At 63.4% G+C, this 17155-nt stretch carries 16 protein-coding genes; 11 read left to right on the top strand and 5 right to left on the bottom strand.

Annotated elements, in window-relative coordinates:
• Positions 1-4 precede the first annotated feature (4 nt).
• On the bottom strand, positions 5-832 hold the full coding sequence (gene panB, locus ACVCMJ_RS13580; RefSeq protein WP_447081930.1) for a 3-methyl-2-oxobutanoate hydroxymethyltransferase: 828 nt from the start codon (positions 830-832) through the stop codon (positions 5-7).
• Positions 833-870: 38 nt separating this feature from the next.
• Here panB and ACVCMJ_RS13575 point away from each other — a divergent pair, with 38 nt between their 5' ends.
• A complete protein-coding gene (locus ACVCMJ_RS13575) occupies positions 871-1713 on the top strand; it encodes an aldo/keto reductase (RefSeq protein ID WP_447081929.1) in 843 nt (280 codons plus the stop codon).
• Positions 1714-1782: 69 nt separating this feature from the next.
• Here ACVCMJ_RS13575 and acnA read toward each other — a convergent pair whose 3' ends face one another.
• Positions 1783-4458: an aconitate hydratase AcnA gene (gene acnA / locus ACVCMJ_RS13570; protein WP_447081928.1), complete on the bottom strand. Its 2676-nt coding sequence runs from the start codon at positions 4456-4458 to the stop codon at positions 1783-1785.
• A 311-nt stretch (positions 4459-4769) separates the two neighbouring features.
• On the opposite strand from acnA, the gene ACVCMJ_RS13565 reads away from it, so the two are divergent.
• Positions 4770-5390: an FmdE family protein gene (locus ACVCMJ_RS13565; protein ID WP_447081927.1), complete on the top strand. Its 621-nt coding sequence runs from the start codon at positions 4770-4772 to the stop codon at positions 5388-5390.
• Between the two features lie 64 nt (positions 5391-5454).
• Here the strand turns inward: ACVCMJ_RS13565 and ACVCMJ_RS13560 are convergent, their stop codons facing one another.
• Positions 5455-6987 carry a diguanylate cyclase domain-containing protein gene (locus ACVCMJ_RS13560; protein WP_447081926.1) on the bottom strand — a complete coding sequence of 511 codons (1533 nt, stop codon included), beginning with the start codon at positions 6985-6987 and terminating at the stop codon, positions 5455-5457.
• 137 nt (positions 6988-7124) lie between these two features.
• Here ACVCMJ_RS13560 and ACVCMJ_RS13555 point away from each other — a divergent pair, with 137 nt between their 5' ends.
• Positions 7125-7718 (top strand): phosphatase PAP2 family protein, encoded by a 594-nt coding sequence (locus ACVCMJ_RS13555; RefSeq protein ID WP_447081925.1) that lies wholly within the window; start codon positions 7125-7127, stop codon positions 7716-7718.
• On the opposite strand, the gene ACVCMJ_RS13550 is transcribed toward ACVCMJ_RS13555, so the two are convergent.
• Complete coding sequence (locus ACVCMJ_RS13550) at positions 7674-8453, bottom strand: IclR family transcriptional regulator (RefSeq protein ID WP_447081924.1); 780 nt, start codon at positions 8451-8453, stop codon at positions 7674-7676. The genes ACVCMJ_RS13555 and ACVCMJ_RS13550 overlap by 45 nt on opposite strands.
• A gap of 96 nt (positions 8454-8549) precedes the next feature.
• Between ACVCMJ_RS13550 and hmgA the strand changes: the two genes are divergently transcribed.
• A complete protein-coding gene (gene hmgA / locus ACVCMJ_RS13545; RefSeq protein WP_447081923.1) occupies positions 8550-9854 on the top strand; it encodes a homogentisate 1,2-dioxygenase in 1305 nt (434 codons plus the stop codon).
• A gap of 119 nt (positions 9855-9973) precedes the next feature.
• Here hmgA and ACVCMJ_RS13540 read toward each other — a convergent pair whose 3' ends face one another.
• On the bottom strand, positions 9974-10723 hold the full coding sequence (locus tag ACVCMJ_RS13540) for a GntR family transcriptional regulator (protein WP_447081922.1): 750 nt from the start codon (positions 10721-10723) through the stop codon (positions 9974-9976).
• Between the two features lie 193 nt (positions 10724-10916).
• Between ACVCMJ_RS13540 and ACVCMJ_RS13535 the strand changes: the two genes are divergently transcribed.
• The 7 genes from ACVCMJ_RS13535 (at position 10917) to ACVCMJ_RS13505 (ending at position 17142) form a co-directional block, all read left to right on the top strand.
• The gene (locus ACVCMJ_RS13535) at positions 10917-11696 is read left to right on the top strand and encodes an SDR family NAD(P)-dependent oxidoreductase (protein ID WP_447081921.1); all 780 of its coding nucleotides are present in this window, start codon (positions 10917-10919) and stop codon (positions 11694-11696) included.
• Positions 11697-11742: 46 nt separating this feature from the next.
• On the top strand, positions 11743-12963 hold the full coding sequence (locus ACVCMJ_RS13530) for an ABC transporter substrate-binding protein (RefSeq protein ID WP_447081920.1): 1221 nt from the start codon (positions 11743-11745) through the stop codon (positions 12961-12963).
• 62 nt (positions 12964-13025) lie between these two features.
• Positions 13026-13928, top strand: a complete 903-nt coding sequence (locus ACVCMJ_RS13525) for a branched-chain amino acid ABC transporter permease (RefSeq protein WP_447081919.1) — start codon at positions 13026-13028, stop codon at positions 13926-13928.
• Positions 13925-14902 (top strand): branched-chain amino acid ABC transporter permease, encoded by a 978-nt coding sequence (locus ACVCMJ_RS13520; RefSeq protein ID WP_447081918.1) that lies wholly within the window; start codon positions 13925-13927, stop codon positions 14900-14902. The genes ACVCMJ_RS13525 and ACVCMJ_RS13520 overlap by 4 nt, the downstream gene beginning before the upstream one ends.
• The gene (locus ACVCMJ_RS13515; RefSeq protein WP_447081917.1) at positions 14899-15660 is read left to right on the top strand and encodes an ABC transporter ATP-binding protein; all 762 of its coding nucleotides are present in this window, start codon (positions 14899-14901) and stop codon (positions 15658-15660) included. The genes ACVCMJ_RS13520 and ACVCMJ_RS13515 overlap by 4 nt, the downstream gene beginning before the upstream one ends.
• Complete coding sequence (locus tag ACVCMJ_RS13510; RefSeq protein WP_447081916.1) at positions 15653-16372, top strand: ABC transporter ATP-binding protein; 720 nt, start codon at positions 15653-15655, stop codon at positions 16370-16372. The genes ACVCMJ_RS13515 and ACVCMJ_RS13510 overlap by 8 nt, the downstream gene beginning before the upstream one ends.
• A gap of 17 nt (positions 16373-16389) precedes the next feature.
• Positions 16390-17142: an SDR family NAD(P)-dependent oxidoreductase gene (locus ACVCMJ_RS13505; RefSeq protein WP_447081915.1), complete on the top strand. Its 753-nt coding sequence runs from the start codon at positions 16390-16392 to the stop codon at positions 17140-17142.
• Positions 17143-17155: the final 13 nt, after the last annotated feature.

Here is a 17155-nt window from a genome sequence, read left to right as displayed (position 1 = left end):
AATATTACTGCGGCCGCTTGACGCCAAAGCACTGATCTAACGTGGGAAACGTCTCTTCCCGCACGGATTGCGCGTAGGCGCGCGCCGCTTCGCGGATGACGGCGGCGGCGTCCCCGAAGCACCTGGCAAACTTTGGTATCCGGTCCCCACTCAGGCCCAGAATGTCCTCGGTGACCAGGATCTGACCGTCACAACGGGGGGACGCCCCGATCCCGATAGTCGGAATCGCGAGCGCCTCGGTGATCCGGCAGGCCAGAGGCTCGCTGATGCCCTCCAGCACTACGCCAAATGCCCCTGCGTCGGCGTGGGCACGCGCATCCTCGAAGATGCGGTCGGCGGCCGCCGGAGTCATGCCCTGCGCCTTGAAGCCTCCCATGACGTTCATGTACTGCGGCATCAGGCCTACATGGGCCAGCACTGGAATGCCTCGGTCCACCAGGAACCGGGTCGTCTCGGCGAGGGCAGCCCCGCCCTCCAGCTTCACGCCGGAGACGCCACTGCCGGCCAGCATGGCGGCCGCATTGGCAAAGGCCTGGGACGGTGACTGCTGATAGCTGCCGAAAGGCATGTCCACGACGACGCAGGCATGATGCGTGACCCGTACCACGGCGGCGGCATGGGCTGTCATCGTGGGGACCGAAATGGACAGCGTATCGGGCAGCGCATAGGCCACCATGGCGGTGGAATCACCCACCAGCACCATGTCCAAAGCGTCATCGAGCAGTCGCGCAATGGGCGCGCTGTAAGCGGTCAATGCCGCGATCTTTTGTGAGTCTTTGCAAGCCATTAGCTGCGGTACGGTGACGCGCTGAGTCCGACTATGTACACTCATTCGATCTACTCCAGAATAACGATGACCACGGGGGCCCCATGTCCACCAACCAACCCTACCTCACCTTCCATGATGGCAACCGTGCGCCACAGTTGGGCTTTGGCACTTGGCAACTCCAGACCACCGAGGCCGTCCCTGCGGTCCTGGCCGCCGTCGAAGCCGGCTACCGGTCGATCGACACGGCCTACATCTACCACAACGAAGCCGAAGTCGGTCAGGGCATCGCGCAATGCGGTGTGCCGCGCGCCGAACTGTTCGTGGCCACCAAAGTCTGGAATGATCGCCACGGGCACGATAGTACGAAGTCCGCCTTCGTGGAAAGCCTGGACCGCATGCATCTGGACTACGTGGATCTGTACCTGATCCACTGGCCGGTCCCCAAACAGAAGCGGTACCTGCAAGCCTGGGAGGCACTCATCCAGCTACGTGATGACGGCCGTGCCAAATCCATCGGGGTCTGCAACTTCCAGATCAGCCATCTGCAGCAGTTGCTGGACGGCACCGGCGTGCTGCCAGTCGTCAATCAAATCGAACTGCATCCCCATTTCCAGCAGCCCGAGCTGCGGGCCTACCACACCGCCCACAACATCCGCACCGAAGCCTGGAGTCCCCTGGGACGCGGCCAGGTCCTGCGGGATCCGGTCATTCTGGAGTTGGCCCATGCCCATCAGGTTACGCCCGCCCAGATCACCCTGCGCTGGCATATTCAGATGGGCCACATGGTGATTCCGAAATCCGCCCACACGGACCGCATCCGGGAAAACTTCCACCTTTGGAATCTGTACCTGACCGATGCCGAGATGGAGCGGATTGCAGGACTCGACGACCCGGACGGGCGCATCGGCCCCGACCCTGAAACCTTCAGCCTGATGGGCGGCTGAGCCTGCGGGGCGCGGCAGCAAAAAGCGGGCCGAAGCCCGCCCGTTGCGGCTGCCGGTAACGCACGCCCCTCAGTTCAGCAGGTTGCGGATCGCATACTGCAGAATCCCGCCATGGCGGAAGTATTCCGCCTCGGTCGGTGTGTCGATGCGCACCAGCGCGTCAAACTCCACATCGCCGGCCTTCACATGAACCGTTTCGGGCATCCGGCCGTCATTGAAGGCTGTCACGCCGGTGATCTCGAAGGTCTCCTCGCCGCGGATGCCCAGGGTCGAGGCATTCTGGTCGTCGGGGAACTGCAACGGCAAAACCCCCATGCCGATCAGATTCGAGCGGTGGATACGTTCATAGGACTCGGCAATAACCGCATGGACGCCCAGCAGGATGGTGCCCTTGGCGGCCCAGTCACGGGACGAACCGGAGCCGTATTCCTTGCCCGCCAGAATGACCAGCGGTGTCCCGGTCTTCAGGTAGTGTTCCGACGCCTCGAAGATGGTGGCGACCGGCGCCCCATCCTGGGTAAAGTCGCGCGTCCAGCCGCCCTCAGTGCCCGGGGCGATCTGGTTGCGCAGGCGGACGTTGGCGAAGGTGCCACGGATCATGATCTCGTGGTTGCCCCGCCGCGAGCCGTAGGAATTGAAGTCCTGAGGCTCTATGCCTTTGTCCTTCAGATACGCAGCGGCCGGCGAATTCTTGGCGATCGTGCCGGCGGGGCTGATGTGGTCCGTGGTGACCGAGTCGCCCAGCAACGCCAGCACGCGCGCCCCCTTGATGTCGGCCACGGGATCCGGGTTGCGGCCCATCCCCGAGAAATAGGGCGGATTGCGGATGTAGGTCGAGGCCGGATCCCAACTGTACAGATTGCCCTCGGGCATGGGCAGCTCTTTCCAGTTGTCGCCCCCGTCGAACACGTTGGAATAACCGCGCTTGAACATGTCCGCCGTGATGGAAGACTGAATGACGTTCTGGATTTCGGCCGAAGTGGGCCAGATGTCGCGCAGATACACGTCCTTGCCGTCGGAACCTATGCCCAACGGGTCCTTGGCCAGGTCCAGATTCATGGATCCCGCCAGGGCGTAGGCAACCACCAGCGGCGGCGACATCAGGTAATTCATCTTCACTTCGGAGTGGATACGGCCCTCGAAGTTCCGATTTCCCGACAGGACCGAGCACACCGCAAGATCATTGGCCCGCACACCGTCCGATACCGCCGGAATCAGCGGCCCCGAATTGCCGATGCACGTCGTGCAGCCGTAGCCCACCAGATTGAAGCCCAACTTGTCCATGTAGGGATTCAGGCCGGCTTTCTCGTAATAGTCGGTGACCACGCGGGATCCGGGCGCCAGGCTGGTCTTGACCCACGGTTTGGTGCGCAGTCCTTTCTCCACGGCGCGCTTGGCCAGCAAGCCGGCGGCGATCATGACGGCTGGATTGGAGGTGTTGGTGCAGGACGTGATGGCTGCGATCACCACGGCACCGTGGTCGATCGAAAAATCCATCCCCGGGTCCATGTGAACCACCTTGGGGTTCGAAGTCGGCGAGCCCGGCAAGGCGGCCAAGGCCTTGGCGAACGCCGGTTTGGCGTCCGCCAGCGCAATCCGGTCCTGCGGGCGTTTGGGCCCGGCGATGGACGGCTGCACCGTCCCCAGGTCCAGTTCCAGCGTGTCCGAATATTCCGGCTCATGGTCCGGATCGTGCCACAGGCCCTGAGCCTTGGCGTAGGCTTCGACCAGATCGACCTGCTCTTCGGGCCGGCCGGTGAAGCGCAGGTAGCCCAGCGTCTCATCGTCGATCGGGAAGATGGAGATCGTCGAACCATATTCGGGACTCATGTTGCCGATCGTGGCGCGGTTGGCCAGCGGCACCGCCGCCACGCCCGGTCCGTAGAACTCCACGAATTTGCCCACCACACCGTGCTTGCGCAGCATCTCCGTGATGGTCAGCACAAGGTCGGTGGCAGTCGTGCCCTCGGGCAGCGATCCATGCAGCTTGAACCCCACCACGCGCGGAATCAGCATGGAAATCGGTTGCCCCAGCATGGCGGCTTCGGCTTCGATGCCGCCCACCCCCCACGCCACGACGCCCAACCCATTGACCATGGGGGTGTGCGAATCGGTCCCCACACAGGTATCCGGGTAGGCTTCGGTCACGCCATCGACCTGGCGCGTGAACACGCCGCGGGCCAGGTGCTCCAGATTCACTTGGTGCACGATACCGGTATCGGGAGGCACGACGCGGAAGTTGTCGAACGCGGTCTGCCCCCAGCGCAGGAACTTGTAGCGTTCGAGGTTGCGCCGGTATTCGATTTCCTGGTTGCGCTTGAAGGAGGCGTTCTGTCCGAAATCCTCGACGATGACCGAGTGGTCGATGACCAGTTCCACAGGGGCCAGCGGATTGATGCGCTCCGGGTCGCCGCCCAACGCCTTCATGGCATCGCGCATGGCGGCGAGGTCGACCACCGCCGGTACGCCCGTGAAGTCCTGAAGGATGACCCGCGCCGGTGTAAAGGCGATCTCGCGGCTGGGCTGGGCCTTGGGATCCCATGAAGCCAACGCCCGGATGTCGTCGGCCGTCACCGACCCGCTGCCCTCGGTCCTGAGCAGGTTTTCCAGCAGCACTTTCAAACCGTAAGGCAGGCGATCCGGGTTCAACCCCTGCCGCTTCAACGCGTCCAGCCGGTAGATGCGGTAGGACTTGCCTCCCACATCCAGGGTTGCGCGCGCCCCAAAACTATTCGCGTGATCCATTGCAAATTCTCCTGGAAGATTCCGGTACTCCGCCAGGTCAATGGTCGCATGCAGCGGCCCGACTGGCTGCTCACCCCGGCGTCGCGAGACGCCGTGCAACTCATCTTACACGCAATGGCACCCGCTGCTCCATCAGTCTTATAGAAGACTGGCGACTCTCCGAACAAGGTCCGCCTCACAGCCGCCGGACCTCACCGCGGCCCGCGCCCCGGGGACGTGACGAACGACCGGACGCCGCCCATGGTTAAGGCTGCAACGGCGCCTCCATGGGCTCTACACTGGGCCATCGCTAGTCTTTCGGAGTCCATGACATGGCATTCCCCGCATTTTTCACCCAAGCCCCCCGCATCGTGCTGCACGACGGCCTGGCGGAGCTGCTGGGCGCCTCTGACGATGGTCTGATGGAATACGGCTACGAAGACGCCGTACGCCTGGCCGGGCACTCCTGCCCCACCGTCGCCGGCGCCTGGCTGATGACGGTCTCCGCCCTCAAGGCGCTGTACCCGGACAGCCACCCGGAACGGGGCGACATCGAGGTGGAATTCGGCGAGGCGGCTGACAGCGGCGTGACCGGCGTCATGGCCAACGTGACCAGCCTGGTGACCGGGGCCACCACCGACAACGGTTTTCATGGACTGGCCGGGCAACACGACCGGCGCAACCTGCTGCACTTCAATGCCGACATCGCCGGAGAAGTCGCCTTCACGCGCAAGGACACCGGCGCCAGCGTCGCGGTCTCCTACAGCGCGCGCGGGGTACCGCCCGCACCCAACACCATGCCGCTGCTGCAAAGGATCCTCGCAGGTCAGGCCAGTGCCGATCAGAAACAGGAATTCACGGCGGCCTGGCAGGACAGGGTTCACCGCATCCTCCAGTCGGCCGACCTGCCGGGCCTGATCAGCCTGAAATGGCAGACCGCCCCGGCCCACTAAAAAGCCGCAAAAGCCTGGCGGGCCGGGCTGAACATATCGCAGCGAGCCATTCGGAGAGCCGCTCCTACTCGGGATGATCTGCGTTGGGCTCGCCCGTGCGGCGGCCGTGCTGCTCGTAATAGCGGCGCTTGTCGTCATACATGGCACGGTCGGCCACCCGCATGGCTTTTTCCAGCGCCTTGGGATCACGGCACACGGCGGTACCGGCCGAGACACTGAGCGGCAGGCCGCTGTAATACTGGTTATTCAGCTCCACCAGAGAATGGATGTTGGCCAGCACGACGTCGATGCCCGCCTCGTCCATGCCGGGAAGCACCACCATGAATTCGTCGCCGCCAATACGCGCCGCAGTCGCGGGGCGATCCACTGCCTTGTTCAGGACCTCGCCAAAACGTCGCAGGAGATCGTCGCCGGCCGCATGGCCGTTGACGTCATTGGCCAGTTTCAGGTTGTTCAGGTCCAACGCGATGAAACCCACCAGCGGCACGCGCTTGTGCATCAGGCGTCCCAACTCGTCCACGAAGAACGACCGGTTTTTCAACTGCGTCAGGACGTCGTGCTGCCCCAGATACTCCAGATAGGCCTCGGCCTTCTTGCGGGCTGTGATGTCGGTCAGCGCCAGCAGCACCATGCTCCAATCGTCCTCGTGACCGTCAAAGACCGACAACTGCAGATGAATGTGCAAAACGTCGCCCTGCAGGGTCCGGTTGCTGACTTCTTTCAGGTGAAACAGCCGGCCTTCCCACAGCTCGATCAGCTGCTCCGCGAAAGTACCGCGCATGTCGTCATGGAAGACTTCCGCGAGCCGCGAGAGGAGTTCGGCCCGCGAATTCGCCTTGTACATCTTCAGGGTGTAGCTGTTCACATCGATGACGCGGATTTCCTCCATGCACCGCTCCACGAATTCCCCATGGACGTTCAGGAACGTGCGGAAATCCACGATACCTTGCAGGCGCAGTTCGTCGAACAGGCGCTTGATCTGGCTGAAGTCCTCCACCCAGAGGGAAACCGGAGCCTGCTCGAAGAACTCGCGCGCGAGCGCCGCGCTGTCCTGTGCCTGGCGGCGCGTATCCTGCAACTCCGTCGTGTCTTCCATCGCCACCAGGATACGGTCCCAGGGGCGGCTGGCATCGGCCAGTATGACGCCCTTCAGGGAAAGATCCAGGCGATTGCCGGACAACGTGTAGTTGAAGGTATTCCCATGGAAGGTGCGCCGGCCCTCCCACATCTGGACCAGCTCTTCGGCAAAGCCTTCCAGCATCTCGTCGCGCAATACGCTCGGCAGCCGCGCCATCAGGTCTTCCTGGGTGGCGGCCTCGTAGAGGTCCAGCGTGCGGCGGTTGACCCGCAGGACTTTCATTAGGTGCGCGCAGTGCTGCACGCGCGCTCGGTCTTCGTGCAGCCAGAGGCGCAGGTCACGGACGCCCTCCGACCGCCATTGCTCGAACTGCGTATACAGTTCGCTATAGTCTTCCAGCCACAACGCCATGGGCATGACCTCGAAAAAATCGAGCATGCCAAACCCTTCACCGGCCACTTCGTGTTGCTGTTCCATGCTGGCGCAGAGCCTCTTCTTGAACACATTTGCTTCCGGCATTATGCCCGCTCCGCATTCATTCAACGAGACGGCGCAGCCGATCGGCCGGTCGACCGACCCGTTCCGATCGCCCCGGTCTGCCTCGCCGGGCGGGGCAAATGCTATGCTGCATACCTCTTTGCCTCCCGTACTGCATCATGGAACATCTGAACCAAGTGTTGTTTCTATGGATCAACGCGACTGACCCTTCCTCGACCAGTCTGCTCATCGGGCGGCTGCTGGCCAACGGCCTGGTCTATCTGTTTCCGCTGTACCTGGTGCTGGGCTGGTTGCGCGCCGACGCAGCGGGGCGCGAGGCGCTCATCCAGGGCGCCCTGTCCGCCGTCATCGCCCTTTTCCTCGCCTGGGCCATCGCAAAGGTCTGGTATGTTCCCCGGCCCTTCGTCGTCGGGCTGGGCCACCAGTATCTGCCGCACGCACCGACTGCGTCCTTTCCCAGCAACCATCTGAGCTTCATCTGGGGACTGTGCGCGGGCTTGTTCCTGCATCCGGCGCGACGTCGCTCAGCCTGGGTCCTGGCGCTCATCGGCCTGCTGGTGGCGTGGGCGCGGATCTACATGGGGATCCACTCGCCGCTTGATATGGCGGGGGCGTTCGTGACCGCAATCGCGGCTGCCACGATCTCAGCTCCGCTGCGTCGGCATGCGATCCCGCACATGCGCCGCAGGATCGAGCCGCTCTACCATCTAGCGTTCGCGTGGGCCATCCGGCGCGGTTGGGTCCGGTCTTGACGACGCAGGCGTAGCCTCCTGCGGCCGACCCATGGAAAGCCGGACACAGGCCGCCACCAGGGCTCGGGCTTGCGGGCCGGCGGCCGAAGTATCCATTGAAGATGAGGGCCCCACCAGCGTCAGGGCCAGCACCAGCCGCCCCTGAGCATCGAAGACAGGGGCGGAAATTGCATTGATTCCCCGGACATGATCGCCTTCGACGGCCGCGAAACCGTCTGCGCGCATGCGTACCCGAATCGGGGCGGGAATGGAGCTCGGGTGGTCTCTCTGCCACACGGAAAAAACCCGGCCGGTGGCCGACGATTCCGCATCCAGAACGGCCCCTTCGGCAATCGAGATGGCCACGACACGAGATGGCTGGAACACCCGGGCAACCGTTGCCCCGCCCGCCCCCCATATCGCCACGAAGCACGTCTCCCCCTGGGCTTCACAGAGTCTGCGCGCCTCGCTCATCGCAAGATTGAGCTCATTCTGGCGAGCCAGCCATTGCAGCGATAAATCACGCACGGCGGGCCCAAGGTCGTACAGGCCGCTTGCAGCGTCCTGCCTGACCCAGCCGAGCCGCTGCAGGCTGACCAGATAACGGTATGCCTTGGCCCTGTGCATGCCGACCCGGCGAGCCAGATCGGACAGGCCGCACGGCCCGCCTTGGCGAGCCAGGCACTCGAACACCATCAGACCGGTCTCCACCGACTGCACGCCTTGAGCCGTTTCCAATTTCGTGATGCTTTCCATGATGAAGGGCCGGATGGCTTGACGCCTTCCCACCGCCACTCTATGCTGTTATGTAAATAATAACATCGTTACGTTTAGGATAACAACGGAGCCACGATGTCTTCGCATTCTCTCAGCCAATCACAGTACATGAGCGGTTTCGGCAACGAATTCGCCACTGAAGCGTTGCCGGGCGCGTTGCCCGTCGGCCGCAACAACCCCCAGAAAGCGCCCTACGGGCTTTACGCCGAGCAGCTTTCGGGTACCGCGTTCACATTGCCCCGGCACCTGAACCGCCGCTCGTGGCTCTATCGGATCCGTCCTGCGGCGATGCATCACCCGTTCGTGGCCAGCCCGGCCGGCGCACGCTGGCTGAACCGCTTCGACGAGATTCCGACGCCACCCAACCAGCTTCGCTGGGACCCGCTACCGCTGCCAGACACCCGGGCATCGGTGGACTTCATCGAGGGGATGACGACCATGGGCGGCAATGCGGGCTGCGGCATCCACCTCTATGCCGCCAACCGTTCCATGCGGGACCGCTACTTCTACAACGCGGACGGAGAACTGTTGATCGTCCCGCAGCAAGGAAGGCTGATCCTCGCCACGGAGCTTGGCGTGCTGGAAGTCGGGCCCCAGCAAATCGCCGTCATTCCCCGCGGGATACGGTTTCAGGTCCGATTGCCGGACGGCGAGGCACGCGGCTATGTCTGCGAGAACTTCGGCGAGTCCTTCAAACTGCCCGATTTGGGCGTCATAGGTTCAAACGGTCTCGCGAACCCCCGAGACTTTCTGACTCCCGTCGCGGCCTACGAAGACAAGGAAGGCGACTTCGAACTGATCGCCAAATTCCAGGGGCGCTTCTGGGCGGCGCGTATCGACCATTCACCGCTGGACGTCGTAGCCTGGCACGGCACCCACGCACCCTACCAATACGACTTACGCCGCTTTTGCGCGATCGGGTCAGTCGGCCATGACCATCCCGACCCATCGATCTTCCTGGTGCTCCACGCGCCCAGCGCCATCCCCGGCTTGGACACCATCGACTTCGCGATCTTCGCCCCGCGCGTGCTCGCCATGCAAGACACCTTCCGCCCGCCTTGGTTCCACCGCAACATCGCGAGCGAATTCATGGGCCTGGTGCACGGGACCTACGACGCCAAGGCCGAAGGCTTCCGGCCGGGCGGCGCTTCACTGCACAACTGCATGATCGGCCACGGGCCGGACGCCGAAACCTTTGAGAAAGCCAGCAACGCCGATACGACGAAGCCCGACTACATCACCGACACCATGGCTATCATGTTCGAGACGCCAGCCGTGATCCACCCCACCCGCTTCGCGCTGGAATCCAGTCTGCTGCAGGACGACTACTATCGCTGCTGGCAGGGGCTGCGGAAACACTTCGATCCGAAGCGTCCCTGAAGCGGTCGGCGTGGTTCAGGCGGCGGGCGCGGCGCGCCTGCGCCGGAACCGCCGCCTGAAAGACGATAGGAACCGGCCCCCGCGCCGCCCGGCTTTGTCGCCCGGGTGGCGCTCACTGCCTACCGCGGGCCGGCAATCGGCGCCTTTTCGGACGCGTTGGTCAGCTCGGGAAGATACGGACCATCAACGTCGGACGGTGCGCCCTTTTTGCTGAGCCGCTCATAATTTTCCTTCAGCAGGATGCCGGCAAAGTAGATGTGTTCGCGCATCAACTGCTCTGCTCGGGCGGCATCGCGCGAGATGACTGCATCGACGATGCGGTGGTGATCGTTGTGCGACCGGTCGATCACGCGATGCTCGTCCCACAGCATGATTCGATCCGAAGCAAAGGGGGCCGCCTGGGCCTGCGTCGTAAATCGGCTCACCCAGGAATTTTCCGCCGCGGACAGCAGCGTCTCGTGCAGTGTGATGTTCATCCGCTGATACGGGTGATGGTCCTCCGGAAGCAGGCGGCCCTTGGCGAGGATCGCATCACCCTGTGCAAGGCAGGCCTTCAACTGGCTGATCACCAGATTCGAAAGGCCCTTCTGGGCTGCCCTTCTGCACGCCAGCCCCTCCAGTACGGCGCGCACCTCGTAGGCCCCGATGATGTCCTCGTACTGGTACACACGCACGGTGTAGCCGCGTTTGGGCTGATGCTCCAGCAATCCCTCGTTGCCGAGATTCGCCAGGGCGGCCCGGATAGGAGTGCGCGATACGCCCAGTTTTTGCGCCAAAGGAATTTCTTCCAGGCGCTCGCCCGGGGCGAGCATTCCCTGCAGTACCCAGCCCCGTAGCGTCTGAGTGATATGGTCGGCCAGCGTATTCATGGCTCAATTGTATACATGAGAACGGACTGTTGGACCATCGCCTTCACTTTTCTCCGTGGCATATCAGGGGAAATCCTAATGAACAGGCACAATCCATGTATGCATAATAGTCCACTCAAACCTGCGTTTCACACCTTTTCGGGCGAAACAGGCTCCAGCAATCACCTCATGTATACAGACGGGACTCCAGAACATGCAGCAACCTTCCTTCGGACTTCCACGATTGGCCCTGGTCACAGGTGCTGGCGGAGGTATGGGCACCCAGATCTGTCAACGCCTGGCCCGCGACGGCTACCGCGTGATTTCATGCGACATTTCGGCCGACCGCGCGCAGGCTGCCGTACAGGGACTCGGCGATGCGCACGACTGGCGCGCTTTCGACGTCAGCAATGAAGTCGAAGTCGACCAGACCTTCGGTGCCATCGAGAACGACCTCGGCCCCATTGCCACCGTGGTGTGCGCGGCAGGACTGTTGCTGTTCCAGCCAGACGGGGAACGCCCGCTCATCAAGACCACCTCGCTGGAATTGTGGGAGCGCAGCATGAACGTGAACGCGCGCGGGGTCTTTCTCTGTGCCCGGGCCTACATCCGCCACCGCGAAGAGCGTCCCGTCGAAAACGGCCGCTTCATCACCTTCAGCTCAGTGGCCGCACAACTCGGAGGCTACCGGTCCAGCGCCTCCTACATCGCCTCAAAGTCCGCCGTTCTAGGCCTGACCAAGGCCATGGCCCGCGAGGTCTCTCACATGGATATCACGGTCAACAACATCGCGCCGGGGCTGATCGACACGGAGATGCTGCGCAGCACCGTCACCAGCAGCGGCGCGCTGCAGGCGGCCGCCCAGGCCATTCCGCTGGGGCGTATCGGCACATCTGACGACGTCGCCGCCGCCGTCGGGTTTTTGGCCTCGCCCGAGGCCGGCTACATCACGGGCAGTGTCATCGATGTCAACGGTGGCTACCGCATGCAATAGGCCTCGCCGAGGCCTCATGCGGAGTTCGAGTCAACGAGGAGCCAACATGAAATTCAGCATCATCCGGAAAGCCGCCCTGGGTGTGGCCGTTGCCACCCTGGGCCTGACCCAGGCCGCGCACGCCGCCGAACCGGGAATCACCGACACCTCCATCAAGATCGGCCTCTTCTCGCCGCTGTCCGGCGCGGGCATGGCCTATGGCTACGACGTCGTCAACGCAGCAAAAATGTACTACGACAAGGTCAACAAGGAAGGCGGGATCAACGGCCGGAAGATCGAACTGGTGGTCGAAGACACCCGCTGCAACGCCAACGACCTGGTCGCCGCCGTGAAAAAGCTGGTCGAGCAGGACCACGTGTTCCTGCTGAACGGGGGCTCCTGTTCCGCCGCCGTGGTGGCCTCCAAGGAGTTCGTCGAGCGCGCGAAGGTGCCCTTCATCATGCTCAATGCCTCGGGAGACGGAGCCCTGTATCCGCCCTCGAAGTACATCTACGGCGCCTTCTCGATCTCTCAGCACGCCGTGGGCGGGTCCATGGTGGAATTCGCCGTGGATCGCCTGAAGGCAAAGAAAATCGGCTACATCAACCACGACGACGCCTACGGCACCTGGAACCTGACCGCCGCCGAATTCCAGGCCAAGCAACACTCCGGCACCACGCTCAGCGTGCAATCCATCAGCCCGAACATCAACGACGTGACCGCGCCCATGCTGAAGGTCCGCGCGGCCAACCCGGACGTCCTGCTGCTGACCACGTATGCCCGGCCGGCCGCGCTGATCATCAAGAAGGCGCACGAACTCGGCTGGACCAAGCCTATCGTGCTCGCCGTCAACGGCACGGCGGACCTGAAGCAGCTCGTGGAAAATGTGGGCGGACCCTCGGCACTGAAGAATTTTTATATCCAGGACGTCGTGGCCGGCCTGCCGGACGACCCCAAGCTGAAGTGGGTCTACGACATGTACAAGCAGTACTACCCCGAACTCGCGGCCAAGCCCGGCTACCCGCAAAGCTACATGCCCTACGGCATTCCGTCTGCCATGACCGTGGTCCAGGCATTGAAGGATGCCGGCCCTCAGCCCACCCGTGAAAAAGTGCTGGCCGCGCTGGAACACCTGAAACTGGACACCGGCATCATGGCGGGACCGATCGAATTCACCCCCACCGATCACGCGGCGCAGAAGGCGGCCATCTACATGAAGTTCGATGGCACGAACAAGGACCTCATCCCCGGTGCCTTCAAGAGCGACTGGACCTACACCGGTAAATAAATGCCTGATGGCATCGACGGGTGCCGCCCCCGGGGACGGCGGCGGCACCCACGGAGCATTTCATGAGTTTTGCCGACATCTGGCTATTCCTGCAGCAGGGAGTCCTCTCCGGGTTGGTCACCGGCAGCATCTACGCGCTGCTGGCGGTTGCAGTCGTCATCGTGTTCAAGGCCACCGACGTGCCCAACTTCGCCCAGGGAGAAATCTTCATGGTGGGCGGCTATGTGGCGCTGTTCCTGATCCTGGTGCTGAACTGGCACTACGCCCTCGTGATCCCGGCGACCCTGCTGATGGTGGCGGTGATCTGCGCCTTCTTCCAGCGCGTCGTCATGGAACGGGTCATCCGCGCCAAGGGGGTGGAAGTCCAGCTCGTCATCGCGACGCTGGGTCTGTCCTATGTCCTGAAGGGCGCCGTCCGTCAGACGGGCCTGGGTGACGCGCCACGGTCCCTGCCCTCGCTGATCCAGCCGGACACTGTCATCATCGGCCAGGCCGTGCTCACGCGCCTGGACCTGATGATCCTGTTCACGGCACTGGCGGTGATGGCAGGGCTGTACTTCCTGTTCAACCACACGCGCATCGGCAAGGCCATGCGCGCGGTGGGCATGAACCCCAAGGCCGCGCAGATCGTGGGGGTGAGCCTGGTGCGCATCCGCATGGCGGTCTGGGCGCTGGCCGGGTTGATTTCCGCGATATCCGCCATCCTGATCACGCCGAAGATCCTCATCACGCCGGACATCGGCCATATTGCCATCCTGGCATTCGCGGCCGCCATCGTGGGCGGGATCACCAGCATTCCGGGGGCCATCGTGGGCGGCTTCATCATCGGCATCGCGGAAAACCTCGTGGGACTTTTCGTATCGACCAACGCGATCGTGGTGGCACCGTTCCTGGCCATCCTGATCGTACTCATCGTGCGCCCCCAGGGCATTCTGGGCGGGAAAGTGCAGGTTAAAAAAGTATGAAGACGAATTTCGACCTCTGGGCCCTGGTGCTCGCGGCGGTGGCGCTGATCGCCCTGCCCTTCCTCGCGAGCGGCTACGTCATCTACATCGTCAACCTGCTGATGATCTATATCGTGCTGGCCCTGGGCCTGCACATCGTCATCGGCGAAACCGGCCAGTTCGCGCTGGCGCATGCCGCCTTCTACGGCATCGGCATCTACGTCGCGGGCATTCTGAACAATACGCTGCATCTGAACTTCGTGATTTCGATCATCGTGGCCGGCATCGTCACCGCCGCCATCGGCTATATCCTCGGGGCGCTGGCCATCCGGATGCGGGACATCTACCTGGCGCTGTCCACCTTCGCCTTCGGCGAAGCCATGCAATGGGTGTTCCTCAACTGGACGGACGTCACCAACGGGTCCAATGGCTACCAGATCTCACCGGCACAATTCTTCGGCTTCCAACTGACGTCCGACCTGCGCGCCTACCCGTTCGTGGTCATCTGCGCGGCGCTGCTGCTGGCGCTTGCGGTATGGCTGTCGCGCTCACAACTGGGTTCCGCATTCCGCGCGGTGCGCGAAAGCGATGTGGCCGCGCAGGCCATGGGCGTCAACGCCAACGTCATCAAGCGGGTTGCCTTCATGCTTTCGGCCGCGTATGCCGGCATGGCGGGAGGCCTGTACACCACGTTCTCATCCTTCATCCACCCCGAGAGCCTGGGTTTCTGGACCACCATCCTCATCCTCATCATGATCGTCGTAGGCGGCATAGGGTCCGTGCGCGGCGCGGTGGTGGGGGCGCTGATCTTCGGCCTGATCTCGGAACTGCTGCGCCAGGTGCTCTCGTTTCAGGAAATCATCTACGGCCTGATCCTGATCGGCTTCATGATGTTCGCGCCACGTGGTCTGTTCAGCGGCCAGCGCCGGCGCCCAAATCCGCCACGCCGGGACGCGCCAGCCTCCGGCCGGACGACTGCAAAGGAGCAGCCATGACCACGCCGCTCCTGAACATCGCGGGCCTGACCGTGCGTTTCGGCGGCCTGACCGCCGTCGACGACCTGTCGTTCCAGGTGCAGTCGGGCCAGATCCACGCCCTGATCGGTCCCAATGGCGCGGGCAAGTCCACCACCTTCAATTGCATCTCGCGCTATTACGACCCGACGGGCGGCTCGATCGCCTTCGCCGGCGAAGACATCACCCACCGGGATGCATCCGAAATGGCTCGCCTGGGCGTGGCCCGCACCTTCCAGAATCTCGAACTCTTCAATGAACTGAACGTGGAAGAGAACGCACTGCTGGGCACCTACTCCTACGGCGCACGCCGGCTGGGCCAACTGCTGCGCCGCCCATCCGCCGAGCACCGGGAACATGCCCACCACCTGCTGGAACGTGTCGGGCTGATCGACTTCCTGGATCACAAGGCGAGCAGCCTGGACTTCGGACGCCAGAAAATGCTGGAACTCGCCCGGGCGCTGGCCATCAAGCCGCGCCTGCTGCTTCTCGACGAGCCGGCGGCCGGACTGCGCAACCGCGAGATCGACAAGCTGGACAAGATCCTGACGGAACTCTCGTCCAAAGAGGGAATGACGGTATTGCTGGTCGAGCACGTCATGCAGCTCGTCATGTCGATTTCGCAATGCATCACCGTCATGTCCTTCGGGCACAAGATCGCCGAAGGCACGCCCGCCGAAATCCGCGCGGACGAGCGCGTCATCGAGGCCTATCTGGGCAAAGGAACCCGCCATGAGTGAACCGTTCCTGTCCGTGGAATCGATCTCCGCATCGTACGGAAACATCGCCGCCTTGCATGAAGTCTCGCTCAGCGTCCCCAAGGGGGAAATCGTGGCGCTGCTGGGCGCCAATGGCGCGGGCAAGTCCACCACCCTGAATGTGATCTCGGGGCTGGTGCGCGCGACGCACGGCGCGGTGCGCCTGGAAGGCAAGCCCATCCACCGAATGGCCGCCGACCACATCGTCCGGCAAGGCATCATCCAGGTCCCCGAAGGACGTGAGATCTTCCGCGACATGAGCGTGCGCGAGAACCTGGAAATGGGCGCCTACACCCGCAAGGACCGCGCTGCCGTCGCGCGCGACCTGGATGCCATGTGCGACATCTTCCCGCGCCTGCGCGAGCGCATTGCGCAGAAGGCGGCGACGCTGTCGGGCGGGGAGCAGCAGATGCTGGCCACGGCCCGCGCCATGATGGCCCGGCCCCGGATGATTCTGATGGACGAACCGTCGATGGGGTTGGCGCCGCTGGTTGTGGAACAGATCTTCGACACCGTCCGCACGCTGAACCGGGAGCAAGGCATCACCATCCTGCTCGTCGAACAGAACGCCAAGCTGGCGCTGTCCGTGTCCAGCCACGCCTACATCCTGGAGAACGGCGAACTGGCGCTGCAAGGTCCCTCGGCCCAGCTCATCAGCGACGAAGCCGTGCAGCGCGCCTACCTGGGCGCATGAGTCCGCAGGAGACAACCATGAAATTGCTGGAAAACAAGCTGGCGCTGGTCACCGGCGCCTCGGGCGGACTCGGCTCCGCCATCGCGCTGGGTTTTGCTCGCCACGGCGCGCGCGTCGTCGCCGCGGATCTCGATCACGCGGGCGCCGAGACCATCGCCCGGGAGATCCGCGACCAGGGCGGCGAGGCCTGGGCCGAAACCATCAACGTCACCGAACGGGCCGCCGTGCGGTCATGGGCGGACGACCTCCACAATCGCATCGGCCCCATCGACATCCTGGTCAACAACGCCGGGATCTCGGGCCGGGCGCGCTTCGACGATCCGCAGTCGGCCGAGGTCTGGGATCGCATCCTTTCGGTCAACCTGGAAGGCGTCTTCAATGTCACCCACGCCTTCGTCGAACAGCTCAAGGCGACGCGCGGCAGCATCATCAGCCTGTCCTCCATCGTCGCCTTCGTCAGCGGACCCTCGACCGCCGCATACATCGCCTCCAAGGGGGCCGTGCGGTCTCTGACGCAGGCGCTGGCCCGAGACCTGGCTCCTCATGGGGTCCGGGTGAACGCCGTAGCGCCGGGATTCATGCTGACCGACATGGTCAAGCCTCAGCTCGCTACCCCGGGTGGAACCGACTGGTTCATGAAACGCGCCCCTATGGGACGAGGCGGTGAACCGGACGAAATCGTGGGCCCCATCGTCTTCCTGGCGTCCGAGCTGGCCACTTATGTGACGGGTGTGGTGCTGCCAGTGGACGGCGGCTTTCTGTCAGCCTGACAAAGGAAATACA

Source organism: Castellaniella sp. UC4447_H14 (genome assembly GCF_052978285.1).
The sequence above is the reverse complement of the archived record's forward strand: the minus strand, read 5'-3'. Positions and strand labels throughout refer to the sequence as shown.